Raw genomic sequence first — 20933 nt, 5'->3', positions numbered from 1 at the left:
GTGTTCAGGTTTCCGGTGACAGCGTCGGCCGTATGACATCGGATACGACAACGGAGACGTCCGCGCCCTCGCGCCGACGGCCCCTTCCCGGCTGGAACAAGGTTCCCGAGGTCACCGTCTACTTCTGGGTGATCAAGGTGCTGTGCACCACCGTGGGTGAAACGGCGGCCGACCTGCTGAACGAGAAGGCCGGGCTCGGCCTGACCGGTGTGTCGCTGCTGATGAGCGTGCTGCTGGCGGTGGTGCTGGTGCTCCAGTTCCGTACGGACGCCTACCGGGCCGGTGTGTACTGGCTCGCCGTCGCCCTGATCAGCGTCGTCGGCACCCTGGTCAGCGACAACCTCACCGACAACATGGGGGTCCCGCTGACGACCAGCACCTCGGTGTTCGCGGTGCTCCTTGCGGTGGTGTTCGCCGCCTGGTACCGCAGCGAGCGCACCCTCTCCATCCACGCCGTCGACACCCCGCGCCGGGAGTCCTTCTACTGGCTGGCCGTCCTGTTCACCTTCGCCCTGGGCACCGCGGCCGGGGACCTCGTCTCGGAGCGGATGGATCTCGGGTACTGGCTGTCCGCCGTGCTGTTCGGGACGGCGATCGCCGCGGTCGCCCTCGCGCACTTCCGGCTCGGTCTCGACGCGGTGTGGAGCTTCTGGATCGCCTACGTCCTGACCCGCCCGCTGGGCGCCTCGGTCGGCGACTGGCTCTCGCAGCCGACCGGGGACGGCGGCCTGGGCCTGGGCACCGTGGTGACCAGCGCGCTGTTCCTCACCGTGATCCTCGGCCTGGTCGTCTTCCTCGCGATCACCCGCAAGGACGTCATCGACGCCGGACGGCCGGAGCGGGCGGCTGCATGACCGGGTCATGCTCGGCGAGGCGAACGGGCGACCTGAGCCCGTCGCCAAGGGCGGTCCCGATCACGGTGCGGCGGGTGCGTCGACCGTGCTGTCGGCCGTGCCGGTCGGGCTGACGGGGTACGCCCAGGCCCGGGAGCGTCGCGTTCGGGGCGCCGTCAGCACGACGGCAGCCTGACCACGAAGCGGGCGCCCGGGGCGAGTTCGGGGTCGTGGCTGACCTCGCCCCCGGCGGAGCGGGCCAGGCGTCGCGCGAGCGGCAGGCCGAGGCCCGCTCCGTCGTGTCCGTCCTGCGGGTCGGCGCGGCGGCCGGGCTGGAAGAGCTGTCCGGCGAAGTGCGGCGGTACGCCCGGGCCGTCGTCGGTGACGCGGACCCGCACGCCGTGTGCGTCACGGTCCGCGTGCAGGATGACGGTCGACTCGGCGTACCGGAGGGCGTTGGCGAGGAGTGGGCCGACGATGCGTTCCAGGAGGGCCGACTGGACGCCGACCGCCAACCTGTCGTCGGCGCAGTCGACTTGGACCGTCACCCGGCCGGGGTTGTCCAGCTGGTCGGCGAGCCGGCGGAGAGTGGGCAGGACCGGGGCGGTGCCCGCGGCGGTGGCCGCGTCCTCGCGGGCCGTGGTGAGCAGGGTGTCGCAGATGGTGCGCATCGACTCGGCGGCCTCGGCGATGCTCGCGTGGACCGCCCGGGTCTGGGCGGGGGTTCGGGAGCGGGCGCCGTACCAGTCCAGTTCGGCGACGATACGGCTGAGCGGGGTGCGCAGCTCGTGGGACAGCTCGCCGGTGAGCTGCCGCTCGTGCCGGAGCACGGCGCGGATGCGGTCCAGGAGGGCGTCCAACGAGGCGCCCAGTCGGGCCAGTTCGGCCGGGCGGTCGGCGCCGCCGAACCGTTCCTCGGAGGCGATCGCGCTCCACTGGGTGGCCTGGTCGGTCATCGTGGCGACCGGGCGCAGCGCGCGGCCGACGGCCAGCCGGGTCAGGGCGTAGGTGCAGACGAGCATCACCGCGTCCAGCACGAAGGAGCCCAGGAGGAGGGTGTCGGCCGAACTCCGGTACGGGGACAGGTCCAGGGCGGTGACCACGGTGGCGGGGTGCCGGGTGAAGGTTTGCTGGGTGGCGGTGTGCCGGGTGCCGGGGAGGGGCTCCGCGCACAGCCGCACGGGGGTCTGGCCGTGGCCGCCCGCGTCCACGCACCGACGGTCGCCGCGGCGGGCCAGGCCATCGGCGACACGGGTCAACCGGCCTGCGGAGGGCGGCTGTTCGAGCAGCCGGGAGCCGGCGTAGATCCACACGTTCGCGTCCAGCAGACGGTCGTTGACGGTCTCCAGCACGTGCACGCCGGGGCCGCTCGTGTCGACGGTGGTGGCGACGGCCGCGGCCCTGGCGCGCAGTTCGTCGTCTGCCTGGCGCCTGAGGTGTTGGCGGACGGCGGTGTTGAAGACGACGGTGAGGATCAGCATGAGGAGCGCGGCGGTGGTGAGGGCGACGAGGGAGAGGCGGCCGCGGAGGGTGCGGGGGGTGAGGCGGGTGAGGGCGGGCGTCATGTCAGGCGGTGTCCGACGCCGCGGGCCGTGCCGATCGTCAGGGCGCTGCCCGCGGTGCGCAGCTTGCGGCGCAGCCGGGTCAGGTACTGGTCGAGGGTGTTGTCGCTGACCTGCGCGCCCTCCGGCCAGCCGGCCCGCACCAGGTCACGGCGGCTGACGAGCTCGCCGGGCGCCGCCATGAGCGTGGCCAGCAGCCGGAACTCCGTCGGTGTCAGGTCGGTCTCGCGGCCGCGCACGGCGAGCCGGTGGCGGACGGCGTCCAGCATCAGGTCGCCGGCGGTGGCGCGGGGCGGGGGCGCGGCCCGTTTGAGTGCGGCGCGCAGTCGGGCGGCGAGTTCGGCGAGGTGGAAGGGCTTGGGGAGGTAGTCGTCGCCGCCCGCGGAGAAGCCGGAGAGCCGGTCGGTCAGGCAGTGCCGGGCGGTCAGGAACACGACGGGGTAGGTGAGGCCGTTCGCCCGCAGCGCCTGACACACGTCCCGCCCGTCGGCGTCCGGCAGCCCGACGTCGAGCACGGCAGCATCGACGCCGTCCCCGGCCAGCCGCAACGCGGTCGCCCCGTCGGCGGCAGGCACGCCGGCGAACCCTTCGTCACGCAGACCACGCATCAGCACGTCCCGCAGGGCGTGGTCGTCTTCCACGACGAGGATCCGGCGGAGGGTCATGGGGCTCCGTTGGTGGATGGGCCGAAGGCGGGGGCCGGGCCGAAGGAGACGTCGGGCCACGGTCCATCGCCTCCCGGCAGATGGGGTCCCGACGCACCGCCTCCGGGCGGATCGGGTCTGAGCGCACCGCCTCCCGGCGAGTCGGACCTCGCAACACCGCCTCCCGCCGCGTCGGGCCTCACCTCACCTCCGGCCGCCGGATCGAGCCGCGCCGCACCTCCACCCATCACGTCAGACCTCGCCACACCGCCACCCACCGGATCGGACCCCGCCGCGCAGCCACCCGCCGAACCAAACCTCGCCGCACCTCCACCCATCACGTCAGACCTCGCCACACCGCCACCCACCGGATCGGACCCCGCCGCGCAGCCACCCGCCGAACCAAACCTCGCCGCACCTCCACCCATCACGTCAGACCTCGCCACACCTCCACCCACCGGATCGGACCCCGGCTCACCGCCACCCGCCGAACCGGGTCCCAGCGCACCACCACCCGCCAAGCCGAGTCGCAGCAGTCCCGCCAGCCCCCACCCGCACAGGCCCAGCCAGGTCGCCGCCAGTAGCCAGCCCGCGACGACGTCGCTGGCCCAGTGCACCCCTAGGTACACCCGCGTCGCACCGACGGCGGCCGCCCAGCACACGGCGAGTGCGCAGGTCGTGCGGGCGAGGGCCGGGCGGGTGTGGCGGGTGATCGCCCAGCACAGGAGGCCCGCGCTGAGGGCGGAGGTGGTGGCGTGGCCGGACGGGAAGGCGAAGCCGGACGCGTGCGTCGCCCAGTCGGTGCGGTCCGGGCGGGCGCGGGCGAACAGCTCCATGAACCCGCCGCGTACCAGTTGCCCGGCGAAGAGCACGGCCAGGGCGCAGCCGACTGCTCTCAGCCGGCCGGCGGCACCCCTTCCCGCGAGCAGCCCGGCCGTCACGGCGATCAGATACGGCCAGGGCCCCGTCCCCGTCGCGGTGATCCCGCGCGCGAGCGCCTCCGCGACCGGCGGCCGATGCCGTAGCGCCCACGCATGGGCCGCCCCGTCCCCCGGCAGCGGAGCCCCGTGCCGTACGCCCACGGCGGTCGCGAGGGCGGCGAACAGCAGGGCGCAGACGAGGACGAGCGTCGGCGGCCGGCGCCGTACCGGCCCCGTCGGCCCTCCCCCGTCGACCAGCACTCGCCTCACGCGCTCGACACCAGCCCCCCGAACCGGGTGGCGGCCGGCCGCCCCACCGATGCGCCGCCGAAGGCCGGCCCGGTCACGACGAGGCCTCCGGAGAGGCCCGGCGGGCACGGGCGCGACGGGCCTCCAGGGCGATGGGGGTGAGGGACGCGAGGACGACCACGGCGACCAGGGGCAGCAGGTAGCGGTCGACGTTCGGGATCGAGGAGCCGAGTGCGTAGCCGCCCAGGGTGAGGCCGGTCGTCCAGAGGAGGCCGCCGGTCACCTGCCACAGGGTGAAGACCCGCGTGGGTACGTCGAGCGCGCCGGCCAGCGGGTTCAGTACCGTGCGCACCACCGGGACGAAGCGGGCCAGCACCACCGCTTTCGCATGGCCGTAGCGGGTGAGGAGTTCCTCGGCGCGGGCCGCGCCCTCGTGCAGCTTCTTTCTGCGGCTGCGGGCCAGCAGGGCCCGGCCGCCGCGACGCCCCGCCCAGTACCCGAACTGCGCTCCCGCCAGTGCTCCCACCGCCGCGGCGACCAGCACCTGCGGTAGGGACAGGTGTACGGAGCCGGCGGCGCCGTCCGCGCACAGCAGACCGGCCGTGAACAGGAGGGAGTCGCCGGGCAGGAAGAACCCGACCAGCAGGCCGGTCTCGGCGAACAGTACGACGGCGATGCCGAGCGCGCCGTAGGCGGAGAGCAGGGATCGGGCATCCAGGACGTTCACCGCCTGGGCGACGGCGAACTGTGCGGCTGCCATGGGGCGGCCCCTCTCATACTGGGACGTGGACGGAGCGGGCACGGACCCGCACCGAGCGACTACAGTCACGTAGACCGTCTACCGAACTGTAGACGACTGAGAGCCGAGGAGCGTTCCCATGCCCGAGGGGCAGATCGACGAGTCGGGCGACGAGCGGGCGGACCGCCGGCCGGCCGGCGAGCTGGAGGCCGGCGTGCTGGCCGCGCTGTGGGCCGCCGACGGCCCGCTCACGCCCGGCGCGGTCCAGCTGGAGCTCGGCGGCGGCCTCGCCCGCACCACCGTGACGACGATCCTCACCCGGCTGCACGCCAAGGGCGTGGTCAGCCGGGCGCGGTCGGGGCGCGGGTACGCCTACGCCCCGGTCCAGGACTCGCACGGCCTCACCGCCCGCCGTATGCACGCCGAACTCGACAAGGACGAGGACCGCCGCACCGTGCTGGCCCGTTTCGTCTCCGACCTGAGCGCCGAGGACGAGGAGTTGCTGCGATCGCTTCTGGAGGGCGGCCCGGGGGCGGACGAGACCCGGTGAACGATCTCCCGTTGTCGGTGGCGCCTCGTACGCTGGTCGACGACGGACCGGCAGCGCTTGGAGGAACACCGTGATCTACGCCGTGTGGCTCCCGCTGCTGGTGCCGCTGCTCGCCGTGCCGTCGGCCCGGCGCGGCGCCGAGTCGCTGCCGCCCCGGACGGCCGCCTGGGCACTGACCGGCCTCGCCCTGGTCCTCGCCCTGTCCAGTACGGCGGCTCTGACGCTGCTCGCTCTCGACGGCGCCCTGCGCCTGCCCTTCGTCGCGGCGCTGGGCCATCTCTCCCCGAACCTGCTGGGCGACGGTTCGCCCGCCACCGTGCCGGGCGCGATCCTGGCCGCGCTCACGCTCGCCGGGCTCGTCGGCCTGGTGCTGCACCGGGGCCGCCGTCATGTGCGTGAACTGCGCGCCGCCTACGGGCAGTTGAGCGACGGGGCGAGCGCGGGTGACCTGACCGTACGACAGGACGAGTGTCCCGACGCGTACGCGCTGCCCGGGCGGCCGGGCCGCATCGTGGTGACCACCGGCATGCTGCGGGCGCTCAGCGCGCGCGAGCGCGAAGTGCTGTTCGCCCATGAGCGCGCCCATCTCGCCGGGCGCCACCATGTCTTCCTCGCCGCCGCCGAGTTCGCCGCCGCCCTGCACCCGGCGCTGCGCGGCCTGCGCGCGCCGCTGTCGTACGCGCTGGAGCGCTGGGCCGACGAGTCCGCCGCGCGTGTGACGGGCGACCGCGCGCTCACCGCCAGGGCGGTCGGCCGCGCCGCGCTCGCCGTGAGCGCGACGGGTCCACGGCGCCGTCCCGGCCTGTCGCTCACGGCCACCGCGGGCCCGGTCCCCCGCCGTGTCTCGGCCCTCCTGGCCCCGCCCCGGGCCACATCCCGCACTCACCGCCTCCTCCCTCGCGCCCTGGCAGCCCTGCTCCTCGCCTCCGCGGCCCTGTCGGTGACGGCGGCCCTGGAAGCGGCCACCGACATGCACGCCGGCATCGAGTTCGCCCAGGGCGAGAGCGGACACGGCTTCGGTCGAGCCGACGGCGACTGAGCGGTCGTAGCCGCAACAGGCCTCTCCCTGTCCGGCCCCTCGCGCGGAACACCCCCCTTCGCACCAGCTCTTATGGCATGCTCCGGTCAACCGATACACGCAGCCCACGACCGCCCCCGGCGCACCCAGTCCGGACGGCGGTCGCCGAGCAGGCCGGAATCCCGGCCGCCCCAAAGGAGTTTCGCGTGAGAAAGACCCCCCACAGATCCATCGCCGCGCGCCTACTGACCGTCGCCGCGCTGGCGGCGGTCGCGCTCCCCGCCCTCCCGGCGTCCGCCGCCCCGGACGCCGCGGCGGCCTGCACGCCGGCCCAGGTGGTCGGCAACGGCGGCTTCGAGAGCGGGACTTCGCCGTGGACGCAGTCCTCGACGAGCGTCATCACCAGTCGCTCCGGGCAGAGCGCGCACGGCGGGACCTCGTTCGCCTGGCTGGACGGCGTCGGCAGCACGCACACCGACACGCTCTCGCAGAGCGTCACCATCCCGTCCGGGTGCAGCAAGGCGACCCTGTCCTTCTGGTTGCACATCGACACCGCCGAGACGACCTCGTCGACGGCGTACGACAAGCTGACGGCGAAGATCGGCAGCACCACGCTGGCCACGTACTCGAACCTCAACAAGGCCACCGGGTATGTGCAGAAGTCGATCGACGTGTCGTCGTTCGCGGGCCAGACCGTGAGCCTCGCCTTCACCGGCACCGAGGACTCCAGCCTCCAGACCAGCTTCGTCCTGGACGACATCGCCCTCGACACGTCCGGGGACACCACTCCCCCGGCGGACTCGACACGGACGCCGGCCGCGCCCTCGTACACCGTGAATCTGAGCAGCAACACCGACGGCACCGTGTGGACCGGTCACGAGAGCGCGACCTTCACCAACGCCTCTTCCACCGCGCTCAGCGAGGTGTATCTGCGGCTGTGGGACAACTACCACGGCACCTGCTCGGCGATGCCGATCACGGTCACGAACGTCAGTGGCGGTACGGCCGGTGCGCTGTCCGTCGCCTGCACGGCGCTGCAGATCTCCCTGCCCACACCCCTGGCGCAGGGCCAGAGCGCCACGATCGGCTTCGACCTGGGCATCACCGTGCCCAGCGGCGCCGACCGGTTCGGCCACGACGGGGCGTTCAACAACATCGGCAACGCGCTGCCCGTGCTGGCGGTCAAGGACGGCTCCGGCTGGCACCTGGACCCGTACACGAACAACGGCGAGTCCTTCTACTCCCTGGCCGCCGACTTCAAGGTGACCCTCGACCACCCGAGCGGCCTGCTGGTCCCGGCCACGGGCACCTCGGTGGACACGCCCGGCACCAGCGGACGTACCGTGACCACGGCGACCGCGTCCAAGGTGCGTGACTTCGCCTGGGCGGCCGGGCCGTTCAGCAAGATCTCCGGCACCTCGACGGCCGGGACGGCCATCAACATCTACTCCGTCTCGGGCATCAGCTCCTCCGACGCGCAGTCGATGCTCTCCACCGCCAAGACGGCAGTCGACGCCCACGCGGGTCGCTTCGGCGCCTACCCGTACGGCGAGTTGGACGCGGTGATCGACAACAACTACTGGTTCGGCGGCATGGAGTACCCGGGCTTCGTCCTCGACCTCGTCAGCACGACCGCGCTCACGCACGAGATCGGCCACCAGTGGTGGTACGGGATCGTCGGCGACGACGAGTACAACAGCCCCTGGCTGGACGAGGCGTTCACCGACTACTCCACCGACCTCGCCCTCGGCAAGACCGGCACCAGCTGCTGGAACAGCGTCTCCTGGGCCTCCTCGGCGGAGAAGATCACCAACTCCATGGCCTACTGGGACACCCACTCGTCCCGCTACTCCACCGTCGTCTACGGCTACGGCAAGTGCGCCCTGCACGACCTGCGCCGCCTCATCGGCGACACGGCGATGACCAAACTCCTGAAGGACTACGCGAGTTCGCACTGGTACGGCGTCTCGACCACGGCCGAGTTCAAGGCGGCCGCGCAGGCCGCCACGACCACGGACCTGACGTCCTTCTGGAGCACGCACCGCATCGACGGCTGATCGGGTTCGATCAGCGATTCGGCGATTCGGCGTTTCAGCGGGTCTGCGCGGCGAAGGCCTCGTAGGCCCGCTGGTCGAACAGCACGAACCTGACCTCCTCGACCGAGGTGTCCGCCGCCCGCACCGTCTCCACGGCGATGCGGGCGCCGTCGTCCAGCGGCCAGCCGTAGATGCCGGTGGAGACGGCGGGGAACGCGACGGTCTTCGCGCCGAGTTCGTCGGCGACCCGCAGTGACTCCCGGTAGCAGGACGCGAGTTGCTCCGACCGGTCCTCGCTGCGGCTGTACACCGGGCCGACGGTGTGGATCACCCACTGTGCGTCCAGTTTCCCTGCGGTGGTGGCGACCGCCCGGCCGGTGGGCAGGCCCTTCCCGTAGTGGGCGGCGCGCAGCCTGCGGCAGTCGGCCAGGATCTCCGGGCCGCCCCGGCGGTGGATGGCGCCGTCCACGCCTCCGCCGCCGAGCAGCGAGGAGTTCGCCGCGTTGACGATGGCGTCGACGGACTGCTGGGTGATGTCGCCCTGGACGAGGGTGATGCCGGTCATGGCTGCCTCCATACCCGTCTGCCCGCCGCTCCGCTACCAGGTTACGGGCAGTGACCGCAGGCCGTGGATCGCGGACCGGGACAGTGCCTGGCCCTCCGGCGCCGCCGCGAGCCGCAGTCCCGGAAGCCGCTCGAAGAGGGCCGGCAGTCCGATCTGGAGCTCGGCGCGGGCGAGAGACTGGCCGATGCACTGGTGGAGCCCGTGGCCGAAGGCCAGGTGTCCCCCGGCCGGGTCGCGGCGGACGTCGAACGCGTCGGGGTCCCGGCGGACCGCCGGATCCCGGTTGGCCGCCTGGAGCGCCACGACCACGCCGTCGCCGGCCCGGATCCGTACGCCGCTGACCTCGACGTCCTCCGTCGCGATGCGCCGCATCCCCGAGTGCGCCACGGTCAGATACCGCAGCAGCTCCTCGACCGCGTCCGGCCACCGTCCGGGGTCCGCCCGCAGAACGGCGAGCTGTTCGGGATGGCGCAGCAGGGCGACCACCGCGAGCGGGATCATGTTGGCCGTGGTCTCCTGGCCCGCGATCAGCAGCAGGGCGGCGACCCCCACGGCCTCCTCCACCGTGATCTCGCCGGTGGCCACCCGCTCGGTCGCGAGACGCGAGACCAGGTCGTCGGCGGGCTCCCGGGTGCGTGCGGCGAGCAGGTCGCCGAGGTAGCCGTAGAGAGCCTGCCGGGCCGCGAGCATGTCCTGCGGGCGGCCGGAGGCGAAGTCGGTGAGCGTGCGCACCTGTTGGTGGAAGAAGCCGTGGTCCGCGTACGGGACGCCGAGCAGCTCGCAGATCACGTGCGTCGGCTGTGGCAGGGCGTACGCCGCCACCAGGTCCGCCTCGGTGGCGCCCTCGGCCGTCATCGCGTCGAGGAGGTCGGCACAGATGGCGGCGATGGCGGGGCGCAGTTGCTCGATGCGGCGGAAGGTGAAGTCGGGGATCAGCGTGCGCCGCAGCCGGGTGTGGTCGGGCGGATCCATCACGAAGAACTGCCCGGGACCACGCGGCGGCACGAACGGGCTCAGGCCGGGGAAGCCCTCCCGTGTCGCGTCGGCGCTGAAGCGCGGGTCGGCCAGGACGGCACGCGCGTCCTCGTGGCGGGTGATCAGCCACGGACTGTTGTCGCCCCACACGGTGACCCGGCGGATCGGCTCGGCCGCCTGCCACTTGGCGTATTCGGGCGCCGGGTCGAGAAGGGGGCGTTCGCCGGGCAGGGACGGGTAGGTCATGTGCTCGGTGCTCCTTCGTTCAGTCCGGCCAGGCCGAGCAGCAGCGACTTGACCTCCGTCGCCGGGTACGCGTCGCGCGTCAACTCCGGTTCGGAGCACAGGAGTACGGGGGTGTGGTCCGGGTCGTCCGGGAGGCGGCCGTGGCTGCCGCGGATGCCCGAGGGGTCCAGCGGGACCGTGCGGATGCGGTACCGGAAACCGGCCTTCTTGCGCAGGACCGAGCCGACGGCGCGGAGTTTCACCGCGGGGACGGTCTCGTCGTAGAGCAACTCGGCCGGGTCGTAACCCGGTTTGCGGTGGATCTCGACCTGGCGGGCGAAGTCGGGGGCGCGGGTGTCGTCGAGCCAGTAGTAGTACGTGAACCAGGCGTCGGGGTCGGCGAGCGCGACCAGTTCGCCGGAGCGCTCGTGGTCGAGTCCGTGGGCCGCCTTGCCGTCGGCGTCCAACACCCGCTCCACGCCGTCGAGTTCACCGACGAGCTTGGCGACCGTCTCCGTGTCCGCCGGGTCCTTCACGTACACGTGGGCGATCTGGTGGTCGGCGACGGCGAAGGCGCGGGAGGTCCAGGGGTCGAGGTACTCCATGCCGTCCTGGGTGTGGACCTCCAGGAGGCCGGCCCGGCGCAGTGCGCGGTTGATGTCGACGGGGCGGGCAGCGGGGGCGATGCCGTACTCGCTGAGCACGACCACGGTGGCGCCGGCGCGCTCGAAGTGGTCGATCAACGGGCTCAGGGCGTCGTCGAGTTGGCGGGCGGCGCGGGCGGTCTCGGGCGAGTTCGGGCCGGTGCGCTGGGGCTCGTAGTCGAGGTGGGGACATAGACGAGGGTCAGGTCGGGGTCGTGTTCGTCGAAGACCTGGCGGGCGGCGCCGAGGATCCACTGCGTGGAGGGCAGGCCGGCGTTCGGGCCCCAGTAGGTGAAGAGGGGGAACGGGCCCAGGCGGTCGGTGAGTTCGTCGTGCAGGGACGGCGGCCAGGTGTAGCAGTCGGGTTCCTTGGCGCCGTCGGAGTAGTAGATCGGGCGCGGGGTGACGGTGAGGTCGACGTCGGCGCCCATGGCGTACCACCAGCAGATGTTGGCGACCTTGTAGCCGGGGACGGTCCTCCGGGCGGTCTCCCAGATCTTCTCGCCGCCGACGAGGGCGTTGTGCTGGCGCCACAGCAGTACGTCGCCGAGCTCGCGGAAGTACCAGCCGTTGCCCACCACGCCGTGCTCGGAGGGGAGTTCGCCGGTGAGAAGGGTCGACTGGACGGTGCAGGTGACGGCCGGGAGGACGGTGTCGAGTCGGGCCCGGGAGCCGCGTTCGCCGAGGGCGGCGACGGCGGGCATGTGCTTCAGCAGGTTGGGGGTGAGGCCCACGATGTCGAGGACGACGAGGCGTTTCATGACGGGTCCTCCTTGAGGCCGACACCGGTCAACCGGTCGCGGGCCCAGGCGAGTTCGGCGGCGATGCCGCCGGGGAGGTCGGTGGGGGGTTCGGGGAGGACGGACCAGGTGTAGGTCTCGACCTCGATGTGGTCGCAGCGGGGGGTGGGGCCGCCGAGGAGCCCGGTGAGTACGTCGGCGAGATGGCCGGCGGTCGTCCGGAGGGGTGGCTCGGGGGCGGCGTGGAGGGGGGCGTGGAAGTGGGTCCGCCAGGGGCGGCCGGGAGCGCAGGGCAGGCCGCCGTCGAGGGCGTCGGCGAGGTCGTCGGTGCCGAGCACGGGGGCGTCGGTGCCGGGCGGGCCGGCGGGGGTGGGAGCGCCGGGCCCGCGAGCCTCGCCACCCGGCGCCGGGGGCGTGGCCGGCATGCCGCTCGGGCTCTCCGCGCCCCGCGGAGTCCGCGTCTGGTGCAGGAAGCGGGGTTCGGCGAGTCGGCGCAGGGCGGCTCGGGCCGCGGGGTCGGTGGGGTCGGCCGCCTCGACGGCGCAGGAGGCCTGGAGTTTCACGACCGGGAGGCCGGCCTTGGCGAGGCGGTCCAGGGCGGCCGCCGGTTCCTCGAAGCCGACGGCGAGATGGCAGGCGTCCAGGCAGATGCCGAGCCGGTCCGGGTCGAGGCCACCGAGGTGCCGTACCGCCTGGGCGGTCGTCTCCACGACGCAGCCCGGCTCCGGTTCGAAGCCGACGCGGATACGGCGGCCGGTCTCGACCTCGATCGTGGCGAGCCCGGCGGCCAGCCGGTCCAGGGCGTGCCGGGCCGCGTCGGCCCGTTCCGTCGGCCAGGGCTCGCGCCAGGCCAGCGGCAGGGTGGAGACGCTGCCGCGCTCGGCGTCCTCGGGCAGCAGCGCGGTGAGCACGCGGGCGCAGTCGAGGGTGTAGCGCAGCCGGGCCTCGTCCGCCCAGTCGGGGAGGTAGACGTCCTTCTTGACGACCTCGCGGTGGAACCCGGCGTACGGGAAGGCGTTGAGGGTGACGGTCTCCAGTCCCCGGGCGGCGAGTTCGTCGCTCAGCCGCCTCAACGCCCGCTCGTCACCGACGAGTTCGGAGACGACGTCTCGGGCCAGCCACAGCCCCACGCCCAGCCGGTCGACGCCCAGCCGCTGCCGTACCGGCTCGGCGTACCGGGCGAGTTGGGAGACCACGCCGTCCAGGTCCTCGGCCTGGTGGACGTTGCTGCAGTAGCCGAGGTGGACGGTCGTACCGTCCGGGTGGCGGAAGCGCATGCCCGGCTCACTCTCCCCCGCGCCGGATGGAGTTGCCCTGGAAGCTGGACGCGTCGTCGGGCTTGGGCTCGTCGAGGTCGAGGCGGCCGCTCTGACCGTAGAAGGCGACGGGGTTGCGCCACATCACCCGGTCCACCGTGTCCTCGTCGAACCCGGCCGCGAGCATCGCGTCGGCGGTCTTACGGGTCTTGAGCGGGTCCGAACTCCCCCAGTCGGCGGCCGAGTTGACGAGCACGCGTTCGGTGCCGTGCGCCTGGAGGATCTCGACCATGCGGTCCTCGCTCATCTTGGTCTTCGGGTAGATCGAGAACCCGGCCCAGCAGCCGCTGTCGAGGGCCATGCCGACGGTGAGTTCGTTGAGGTGGTCGAGGAGGACGAGTTCCGGGGCGATGCCGGACTCCCGTACGACGTCGAGGGTCCTCCTGGTCCCGGCGGCCTTGTCGCGGTGCGGGGTGTGGACGAGGGCGGGCAGGCCGTGCTCTACGGCGAGTTGGAGTTGGCGGGCGAGCGCCTCATCCTCCTCGGGGGTCATCGAGTCGTAGCCGATCTCACCTACGGCGACGACCCGGTCCTTGGCGAGATAGCGGTCGAGCTGGTCCAACACCGGTGTGCAGCGCGGGTCGTTGGCCTCCTTGGGATTGAGAGCGATCGTGCAGAAGTGCTGGATGCCGAACTGGGCGGCCCGGTACGGCTCCCAGCCGAGCAGCGCGTCGAAGTAGTCGTAGAAGCTCTCGGGCGAGGTGCGGGGCTGGCCCAGCCAGAAGGCGGGTTCGACGACGGCGCGCACTCCGGCGGCGTGCATGGCCTGGTAGTCGTCGGTGGTGCGGGACGTCATGTGGATGTGTGGGTCGAAGATGCGCATGATCAGGCCTTTTCCTGGGGTTGTTCGAGCGCCGGGTGCACGCCGAGCGCGGCCAGGGCACGGGCGGCGGACTCGGGGCGGGCGGGTGCCAGGGAGCGGGCCTGGGCGGCGAGGGTGTCCGCGATGTCGGGGAAGGCGCGGACCAGGGGCCAGATGTCGGGGGGTACGTCCCCGTCCGGCGGCGATGCGTTCATGGGCGAAGTCGGCCAGCATGCGGGCGAGTTCGTGGTCGGCGCGGGTGTCGAGGCCGGTCACCCGGGTGAGCGGGATGTCGAGGAACACGCACTTGAGGACGGCCTGCCGGTACTCGGCGTCCGGGAGCCGCGCGGCGGCGTACGGGCCGAGGGCGGCCGCGACGACGGTGGTGTCGTTGCCGCGGAGGGCCTCACGGACGAGGGCGAGGCCGGTGTCGTCGAGATCGCGGAGCAGGGGCAACGCCCATAGCACCGCCCGTTGTTCGGCCGGGTCGCCGTGCCGGTACAGGCCCGCGACCTCCTCGGCGAGCGCGGAGCCGTGCAGGGGCAGGGCGGTGAGCAGGACGGCTCGGGCGACCTCGTCCGTCGTCCGGTGCTCGTCCAACGGGGCCTGACCGCAGCGTCTTCGCGCCGCGGGGAACAGGGCCCGGATCGCGGTGGGTTGGGCGTTGATGCGGGCGGTGGCCTCGTCGAGCCAGGCGCGGGCCGCCGGGGACAGGGCGTCGGGAGTGGGGTGGGGGCCGGGGGAGCCGAGGGAAGCGGGGGCGTGGAGGGCATGACGGGCCGAGCCTCCTGTGGGGTCGGAGGAGTTGGGTTCGGTGAGGGAGGGTTACGCCGCCGCGGCGCGCAGGAACTCGATGGAGCGGCGGGCGACTTCGGGGGCGTCCAGGGTGCCGCCCTGGATCTCCACCGAGACCAGACCGTCGTGCCGGAGGGCGCGCAGGGCCGCCAGCACCGGCGGGAAGTCGATCTCGCCGGTGCCGGGTTCGAGGTGCTGGTGGATGCCGCGCCGCATGTCCTCGATCTGCACGTTCAGCAGGCGCGGCGCCGCCAGCCGGACGCACTCCAGCAGGGGCCGCTCCTCCACGCAGTGGGCGTGCCCGATGTCCAGCGTGATGCCGAACAGCTCGTGTCCGCCGAGGAGTTCGGCCAGCCGAAGGCACTTGTCCACGGTGTCGACGAACATGTACGGCTCCGGCTCGAAGGCCAGCGCGACGCCGTACCGCTCCGCCGTCTCCAGCACCGGCCCGAGCCCGGCCGCGAGCCGCTTGAACGCGTCCGCCTCCGACAGCCCCTCCGGCGCGGGGCCGCTGCAGAGGTGGACGGTGGGCGATCCGAGGTCGGCCGCGATGTGAACGGCCCGACGCAGCAGGTCGGTTCGCCGCCCGTCGTCGTCCGCCATCAGCGTGGGCAGGTGCTTGCCGCGGGGGTCGAGGAGATAGGGCGCTCCGGTCTCCACGGTCAGATCGAGGCCGTAGCGGTTGAGGGACCGGGCCAGGGCGGTGAGGCGCTGGGACAGGTCGTCGGCGTACGGGTCGAGGTGGATGTGGTCGAGGGTGAGGGCTACACCGTCGTAGCCGAGGTCGGCGAGGATACCGAGGACGGCGTCCAGCCGGTGCTGGGTGAAGCCGTTGGTGCCGTAGCCGAATCTGAGGGGGGTGGGGGGCGGTTCCATGCGGGGGTTCCTCACACAGAGGTCAGGTGGGGGATATGCGCCGGGCGAGCCGTCGCGCGAGGGGGTGGGCGACGCCGAGGACCGTGGCCGCGACCGGGGCGCCGGCGCGGGCGGTCAGCGCCGCCTGTAGAGGCATGAGGGAGAGGATCCCGGCCCCGACGGCCCGCCGGACGTTGTCGCCGGAGGGCTTGCGTACGGCCTTGAGCTGGGCGGTTCCGTAGGTTCCGAGGTAGGCGAGCGCGGCACCTGCGGTGACGAGGGCGCGGGGTGTGGGGCGTTGGGTGCTTCGGGCGGCGGGCGACTGGCGTTCCCCGGCGAGGCGCGGTGCGCTTCGGGCGACCTCGCGCAGGGCCGGGGCCGCGGCCGCCAGTGCCGTCGCCGTCGAGGCCGCCAGCGTCGCCGCCGGCAACCGGGCCGGCGCGCCCTGGATCTCGTGGCGGCTCAGGGCCATCAGCGTGTACGTGTGGGCGCCGACCAGGGCGGCCGGGCCCGCTCCCCTGCGCAGCGCGGTACCGACCGGCTGTCCGGGGCTCGCCGCCAGTGCGCCCGTCAGGACGTCCAGGCCGCGGGCGCCCGCCATGGCCGCCGCTCCCGCCGGTGTCGCCTTGAGGCCCAGGTCGTACGCCCAGACCAGGCCGGTCAGCGGCAGCGCGGCCAGCAGGCTGCGGCGTCCGCCCGAGACGGCGGCAAGTCCGAGGCCGGCCGCGGTCAGTCCGCCGGCCACGGCGAGCGCGGTGCGGCGGGGCACCCGGCCCGACGGCACCGGCCGCTCGGGGCGTTCGACGGCGTCGATCGTGGCGTCCGCGTAGTCGTTGAGCGCCATGCCCGCCCAGTAGAGGCAGACGGACGACCCCATCACGCCGAACGTCCGGATGGTCAGTCGGTCTCCAGCGGCCGCCGCCCCCGCGAGCACGTCGCCCGGCACACTCAACGCGGCCGGCGCCCGTACGAGAAGCGCGAGGTCGGAGAGGCGCGCCCTCCGGTCTTTCATAGGCGCACAGTACTCAACACACTTGAACTTTCACACTGTTCTCTTGTCTGAGTTGTAGTGACAAAGGGAACACAGAGTTCCCTTTCCGCATCCTCAACTCTGTGAGCAGAAAAGGCGTCCGGGGTCGGTGGACGCTAACCCTGCTGCCGCAGACGGCGCCAGACGGCCTTCGCCGCGTTGTGCCCGGACATGCCGTGCACTCCGGGGCCAGGCGGGGTGGCCGAGGAGCAGATGAAGACGGCCGGGTGCGGGGTGGTGTACGGCGACAGGCTGAGCTTGGGACGCAGCATGACCTGGAGGCCGCTCACCGCGCCGGAACCGATGTCGCCGCCGACGTAGTTGGCGTTGCGGGCGGCGAGTTCGGCCGGTCCGGCGGTGGCGCGGGCGAGGACGCGGTCGCGGAACCCCGGTGCGAAACGCTCCAGTTGGCGCTCCATGGCGTCGGTGAGGTCGCCGGTCCAGCCGCTCGGGACATGGCCGTAGGCCCAGAACACCTGCTTGCCCTCGGGCGCGCGGGTGGGGTCGACGACACCGGGCTGCACCGTGATCATGAACGGTCTGTCGGGCGCCCGCCCGTCACGGGAGGCGTTGCGCAGGGCGGTGCCGATCTCCGTGCTGTCGGCGCCGATCTGCACGGTACCGGCCCGACGGGCCTCCTCGGCGGTCCACGGCACCGGGCCGTCGAGCGCGTAGTCCACCTTGAACACACCGGGGCCGTACTTGTAGTTCTCGTAGTAGCGGCCGAAGCCGGCGATGCGCGCCAGGGCGGTGGGCGAGGTGTCGAAGACGTACGCGCGGGCCGGCGGCAGGTCGTCGAGGCGCTTGACCTCGTAGTCGGTGTGCACCAGGCCGCCGAGGTCCTTCAGATACGCGGTCAGCGCGTCCGAGATGGACTGCGAGCCACCGCGGGCCACCGGCCAGCCGCGGGCGTGCGCGGCGAGGGCGAAGACCAGGCCGATGGCGCCGGTGGCGAAGCCGCTCAGCGGCGCCATGACGTGTGCGACGAGGCCGGCGAACAGGGTCTTGGCCCGCTCGTCGTGGAAGCGGCGGGTCAGCCAGGTCGACGGCGGCAGGCCGACCAGGCCGAAGCGGGCGAGGGTCACCGGGTCGCGCGGGAGCGCGGTGCGCGGCAGGGACATGAAGTCCCGGGCCAGGACGTCCCACTTGGGCAGGAAGGGCTCGACCAGCCTGCGGTACGAGCCCGCGTCGCGGGGGCCGAAGGAGGCGGCCGTCTCGGCGACGGAACGGGCCAGCACCGCGGCCGTGCCGTCGGTGAAGGGGTGGGCCATCGGGAGTTCGGGGTGCAGCCACTCCAGGCCGTACCGCTCCAGGGGCAGGGCGCGGAACGCCGGGGAGTTGATGCCGAGGGGGTGGGCCGCGGAGCACGGGTCGTGCAGGAAGCCGGGGAGGGTGAGCTCTTCGGTGCGGGCTCCTCCGCCGACGGTGTCCTTGGCTTCGAAGACGGCCACGGAGAAGCCGCGGCGGGCCAGCTCCACGGCGGCCGTCAGTCCGTTCGGCCCCGCACCCACTACGACAGCATCGAGCATCGACGGCACCCTTGACCCCTTCGTCAGCCGGTCATGGGGTCAGGATATGCCGGGTGGGTTGTTGTCCTGGCGGGGACCTCCTGCCACGGGGTGTGATCTTCGCCCGAGATCAGATCGGCCCCTGCCGCAGAAGTTCCGCCACCCTGCCCGCCGTCTCCGCATCTCGGGCCGTTGTGAAGGGGAGGGCGTTGCCGCCGGTGATGCGGAACGGCTCTCCGCTCAGCGTGAGGTGGGCGCCTCCCGCTTCCTCGACCAACAGGATGCCTGCTGCGTGATCCCATGCGGCTTCCCAGCTGAAAGCAGTCGCATCCAATTCACCACGGGCTATGGCGAGATACTCCAGACCGGCCGAGCCGCACGCGCGCGTGGAGACTCCGTCGGCCCACAGGCCCAGCAGGGCTCTCTTCTGGGCGTCCGTCGTGTAGTCCGGGTGGGACGTGGCCACTTCGAGGTCGCGGCCGGGGGTGGGCGAGCCGGCGTGCAGGCGCTTGCCGTCGAGGTAGGCACCCTGGCCCCTTATGGCGATGGCGAGTTGGTCGCGGGCCGGGGCGTAGGTCCAGGAGGCGAGCAGGACTCCGCGGTGTGCCAGGGTGACCAGCGTGGCGAAGCCGGACTCGCCGCGTACGAACTGGCGGGTGCCGTCGACCGGGTCGACTATCCAGACCGGCGCTTCTTCCTGTATCGCCTCGTACGTCGCCGGATCGGCGTGCACCGCCTCCTCGCCGACCACGACGGAACCGGGCAGCAGGGCGCCGAGCGCCTCGGTGAGATGCCGCTCGGCGAGGCGGTCGGCGTCGGTGACCAGGTCGTGCGGGCCGCTCTTCTGGTCGACCTCGTGCGCGGCGAGCCGACGGAAGCGGGGCAGGATCTCGGCCGCGGCGGCCTTGCGGACCGCCTCCTCGACGTCGGCCGCGTGCTGGGCCAGAAACTCCTCGATGGTTTCCGTGTCTACGATCATGGCTCCATGAGAGCACGCCCCACTGACAATCCCCGCCGGCTGGGTGGACTCCCGGTGGAATCGGCATGAAATCGGGGCGCGCGGCCGACTGCCCGGAACGCCCCGGTCAGCGGCCCACCGCGTACCCCTGCATGCCCCGTGGGTTCGCGGCCGCCGACAGCACGCCCGTCTCCGGGTCCCGTGCCACCGCGCACAGCCGCCCCTCCGACCAGGAGTCGCCGACGGTCACGTCGTGGCCGCGCCGCCGCAGCTCCTCGATCACGTCCGTGCCGATACGGGACTCGACCGTGACGCTCCCGGGCCGCATTCCGCGCGGGTAGAACGAGCCCGGGAAGCCGTCGTTGTGCCAGTTCGGGGCGTCGATCGCACCCTGGAGGTCGAGGCCGCCGCGCACCTCGGCGCGCAGCGCGACGGCCAGGAGGAAGTGCAGCTGCCACTGGTCCTGCTGGTCGCCGCCGGGCGTGCCGAAGGCCATGACCGGGACGCCGTCCCGCAGGGCGATCGAGGGGGTCAGGGTGGTGCGGGGGCGGCGGCCGGGGGTGAGCGAGTTCGGCAGGCCCTCCTCCAGCCAGGTCATCTGGAGCCGGGTGCCGAGCGGGAAGCCCAGCTCGGGCACGACGGGGTTGGACTGGAGCCAGCCGCCGCTGGGGGTGGCGGCGATCATGTTGCCCCAGCGGTCGACGACGTCGAGATGGCAGGTGTCGCCACGGGTGGCGCCGTCGGCACGGACATCGGGCTCGCCGGTACGCGCGCGCGGCGCACCGCTCCCCTCCGGCCTGGCCACCGTCGGCTCGCCCGCGCCCATCGGGTCGAACCCCGGCTCGTCCGCGACGACCACGTGCGCGTGCGCGCTGAGTCGCGGGGTGCGGCCGCCCGGACCGCCGGGGCGCAGTTCGTACGAGGCCTTGGCGCCGACGAGTGCGCGCCGGGCCGCGTTGTAGTCGGCCGACAGCAGGTCCTCCAGCGGAACCTCGGCGGCGTCCCCGTACCAGGCCTCCCGGTCGGCCATGGCGAGCTTGCAGCCCTCGATCAGCAGGTGGACGTAGTCCGCGGAGCCGTACCGGGGCAACTCGGCCGGGAGCAGCGCGAGTTGCTGGAGCAGAGCCGGGCCCTGGCTCCAGGCGCCGGCCTTGCACACGGTCCAGCCGTTCCAGTCGTACGTGGCCGGGCTCTCGTAGGTCGCGGACCAGCCGGCGAGGTCGGCGGCCGTGAGGGTCCCGGTGTGGCGCTCGCCGCTGGTGTCCATGGTGGGGCGCCGGGCCTGCCGTACCAGGGCGTCGGCGATGAAGCCGGAGCGCCAGACCTCGCGCGCGGCCTCGATCTGCGCGACCCGGTCACCGGCCTGGGCGACCTCGGTAAGAAGGCGTTTCCAGGTGGCGGCGAGGGCGGGGTTGCGGAACAGTTCGCCGGGCCGCGGGGCCCGCCCGCCGGGCAGGTACACGTCAGCCGACGAGGTCCACTCCGTCTCGAACAGCTCCCGTACGGTCTCGACGGTCGCGCCGACGTTCTCCACGGGCGCGTGGCCGTCCTCGGCGTACCCGATGGCGTACTTGAGGACGTCGGCGAGGGTCTTCGTGCCGTGGTCGCGGAGGAGCAGCATCCAGGCGTCGAAGGCACCGGGGACGGCCGCCGCGAGCGGTCCCGTACCGGGTACGAGATCCAGACCGAGTCCCTTGTAGTGCGCCACCGTCGCCCCGGCGGGCGCGACCCCTTGGCCGCACAGCACCCGTATGTCGCCGTCCGCCGGGGCGAGGACGATGGGCACCTCGCCGGCGGGTCCGTTGAGGTGCGGTTCCACGACGTGCAGCACGAAGGCGCCGGCGACGGCCGCGTCGTACGCGTTGCCGCCGTCCTCCAGGACGGCCATCGCCGACTGCGAGGCCAGCCAGTGGGTGGAGGACACCATGCCGAAGGTGCCCTGGAGTGTGGGTCGCGTCGTGAACTGCAT

18 protein-coding genes and 2 pseudogenes are annotated in these 20933 nt (G+C 73.0%); 4 read left to right on the top strand and 16 right to left on the bottom strand.

All coding sequences use genetic code 11. From position 1 onward, the window contains the following. Nucleotides 1-32: 32 nt before the first annotated feature. Complete coding sequence (locus ACQEWB_RS40385; RefSeq protein ID WP_432840240.1) at nucleotides 33-854, top strand: COG4705 family protein; 822 nt, start codon at nucleotides 33-35, stop codon at nucleotides 852-854. A gap of 155 nt (nucleotides 855-1009) precedes the next feature. Here ACQEWB_RS40385 and ACQEWB_RS40380 read toward each other — a convergent pair whose 3' ends face one another. From ACQEWB_RS40380 to ACQEWB_RS40365, 4 genes are all read right to left on the bottom strand, one after another. After that, the gene (locus ACQEWB_RS40380; protein WP_432840238.1) at nucleotides 1010-2398 is read right to left on the bottom strand and encodes a sensor histidine kinase; all 1389 of its coding nucleotides are present in this window, start codon (nucleotides 2396-2398) and stop codon (nucleotides 1010-1012) included. Further along, nucleotides 2395-3060: a response regulator transcription factor gene (locus tag ACQEWB_RS40375; protein WP_432840236.1), complete on the bottom strand. Its 666-nt coding sequence runs from the start codon at nucleotides 3058-3060 to the stop codon at nucleotides 2395-2397. The genes ACQEWB_RS40380 and ACQEWB_RS40375 overlap by 4 nt, the downstream gene beginning before the upstream one ends. After that, nucleotides 3057-4229: a phosphatase PAP2 family protein gene (locus ACQEWB_RS40370; RefSeq protein WP_432840234.1), complete on the bottom strand. Its 1173-nt coding sequence runs from the start codon at nucleotides 4227-4229 to the stop codon at nucleotides 3057-3059. The genes ACQEWB_RS40375 and ACQEWB_RS40370 overlap by 4 nt, the downstream gene beginning before the upstream one ends. Nucleotides 4230-4302: 73 nt before the next feature. Then, complete coding sequence (locus ACQEWB_RS40365; protein WP_432840232.1) at nucleotides 4303-4968, bottom strand: DedA family protein; 666 nt, start codon at nucleotides 4966-4968, stop codon at nucleotides 4303-4305. A 118-nt stretch (nucleotides 4969-5086) separates the two neighbouring features. Between ACQEWB_RS40365 and ACQEWB_RS40360 the strand changes: the two genes are divergently transcribed. The 3 genes from ACQEWB_RS40360 to ACQEWB_RS40350 all read left to right on the top strand — a co-directional run bounded on the left by ACQEWB_RS40360 (nucleotide 5087) and on the right by ACQEWB_RS40350 (nucleotide 8572). Then, nucleotides 5087-5497 (top strand): BlaI/MecI/CopY family transcriptional regulator, encoded by a 411-nt coding sequence (locus tag ACQEWB_RS40360; protein ID WP_432840230.1) that lies wholly within the window; start codon nucleotides 5087-5089, stop codon nucleotides 5495-5497. Nucleotides 5498-5567: 70 nt separating this feature from the next. Beyond that, on the top strand, nucleotides 5568-6536 hold the full coding sequence (locus ACQEWB_RS40355; RefSeq protein ID WP_432840228.1) for a M56 family metallopeptidase: 969 nt from the start codon (nucleotides 5568-5570) through the stop codon (nucleotides 6534-6536). A 185-nt stretch (nucleotides 6537-6721) separates the two neighbouring features. Then, a complete protein-coding gene (locus tag ACQEWB_RS40350) occupies nucleotides 6722-8572 on the top strand; it encodes a M1 family aminopeptidase (protein WP_432840226.1) in 1851 nt (616 codons plus the stop codon). 34 nt (nucleotides 8573-8606) lie between these two features. Here ACQEWB_RS40350 and ACQEWB_RS40345 read toward each other — a convergent pair whose 3' ends face one another. The 12 genes and pseudogenes from ACQEWB_RS40345 to ACQEWB_RS40290 form a co-directional block, all read right to left on the bottom strand. Next, a complete protein-coding gene (locus tag ACQEWB_RS40345; RefSeq protein WP_432840224.1) occupies nucleotides 8607-9116 on the bottom strand; it encodes an O-acetyl-ADP-ribose deacetylase in 510 nt (169 codons plus the stop codon). A 33-nt stretch (nucleotides 9117-9149) separates the two neighbouring features. Next, nucleotides 9150-10337 (bottom strand): cytochrome P450, encoded by a 1188-nt coding sequence (locus ACQEWB_RS40340; RefSeq protein WP_432840222.1) that lies wholly within the window; start codon nucleotides 10335-10337, stop codon nucleotides 9150-9152. Then, nucleotides 10334-11721, bottom strand: a pseudogene (locus tag ACQEWB_RS40335) (alkaline phosphatase family protein). The gene ACQEWB_RS40340 and the pseudogene ACQEWB_RS40335 overlap by 4 nt, the downstream one beginning before the upstream one ends. Further along, on the bottom strand, nucleotides 11718-12977 hold the full coding sequence (gene eboE, locus ACQEWB_RS40330; protein ID WP_432840220.1) for a metabolite traffic protein EboE: 1260 nt from the start codon (nucleotides 12975-12977) through the stop codon (nucleotides 11718-11720). Before eboE ends, ACQEWB_RS40335 begins: the two are co-directional and overlap by 4 nt. 7 nt (nucleotides 12978-12984) lie before the next feature. Next, complete coding sequence (locus ACQEWB_RS40325; RefSeq protein WP_432844247.1) at nucleotides 12985-13839, bottom strand: TatD family hydrolase; 855 nt, start codon at nucleotides 13837-13839, stop codon at nucleotides 12985-12987. Between the two features lie 2 nt (nucleotides 13840-13841). After that, nucleotides 13842-14033, bottom strand: a complete 192-nt coding sequence (locus ACQEWB_RS40320; protein WP_432844418.1) for a hypothetical protein — start codon at nucleotides 14031-14033, stop codon at nucleotides 13842-13844. Between the two features lie 37 nt (nucleotides 14034-14070). After that, nucleotides 14071-14418, bottom strand: a pseudogene (locus ACQEWB_RS40315) (EboA domain-containing protein); the annotation flags it as partial. A 225-nt stretch (nucleotides 14419-14643) separates the two neighbouring features. After that, nucleotides 14644-15489, bottom strand: coding sequence for a sugar phosphate isomerase/epimerase family protein (locus ACQEWB_RS40310; protein ID WP_432840218.1), 846 nt, complete (start codon nucleotides 15487-15489; stop codon nucleotides 14644-14646). Between the two features lie 22 nt (nucleotides 15490-15511). Further along, on the bottom strand, nucleotides 15512-16480 hold the full coding sequence (locus tag ACQEWB_RS40305; RefSeq protein ID WP_432840216.1) for an SCO3242 family prenyltransferase: 969 nt from the start codon (nucleotides 16478-16480) through the stop codon (nucleotides 15512-15514). Between the two features lie 134 nt (nucleotides 16481-16614). Beyond that, nucleotides 16615-18027: a phytoene desaturase family protein gene (locus ACQEWB_RS40300; RefSeq protein ID WP_432840214.1), complete on the bottom strand. Its 1413-nt coding sequence runs from the start codon at nucleotides 18025-18027 to the stop codon at nucleotides 16615-16617. A 109-nt stretch (nucleotides 18028-18136) separates the two neighbouring features. Then, nucleotides 18137-18985, bottom strand: coding sequence for an inositol monophosphatase family protein (locus ACQEWB_RS40295; RefSeq protein ID WP_432840212.1), 849 nt, complete (start codon nucleotides 18983-18985; stop codon nucleotides 18137-18139). 106 nt (nucleotides 18986-19091) lie between these two features. Then, the gene (locus tag ACQEWB_RS40290; RefSeq protein WP_432840210.1) at nucleotides 19092-20933 is read right to left on the bottom strand and encodes a gamma-glutamyltransferase family protein; all 1842 of its coding nucleotides are present in this window, start codon (nucleotides 20931-20933) and stop codon (nucleotides 19092-19094) included.

Origin of the sequence: Streptomyces sp. CA-249302, from assembly GCF_050936785.1 — a bacterium.
GTDB lineage: Bacteria > Actinomycetota > Actinomycetes > Streptomycetales > Streptomycetaceae > Streptomyces.
Note: the sequence above shows the minus strand (reverse complement) of the source record. Positions and strands in the feature narration are given on the sequence as shown.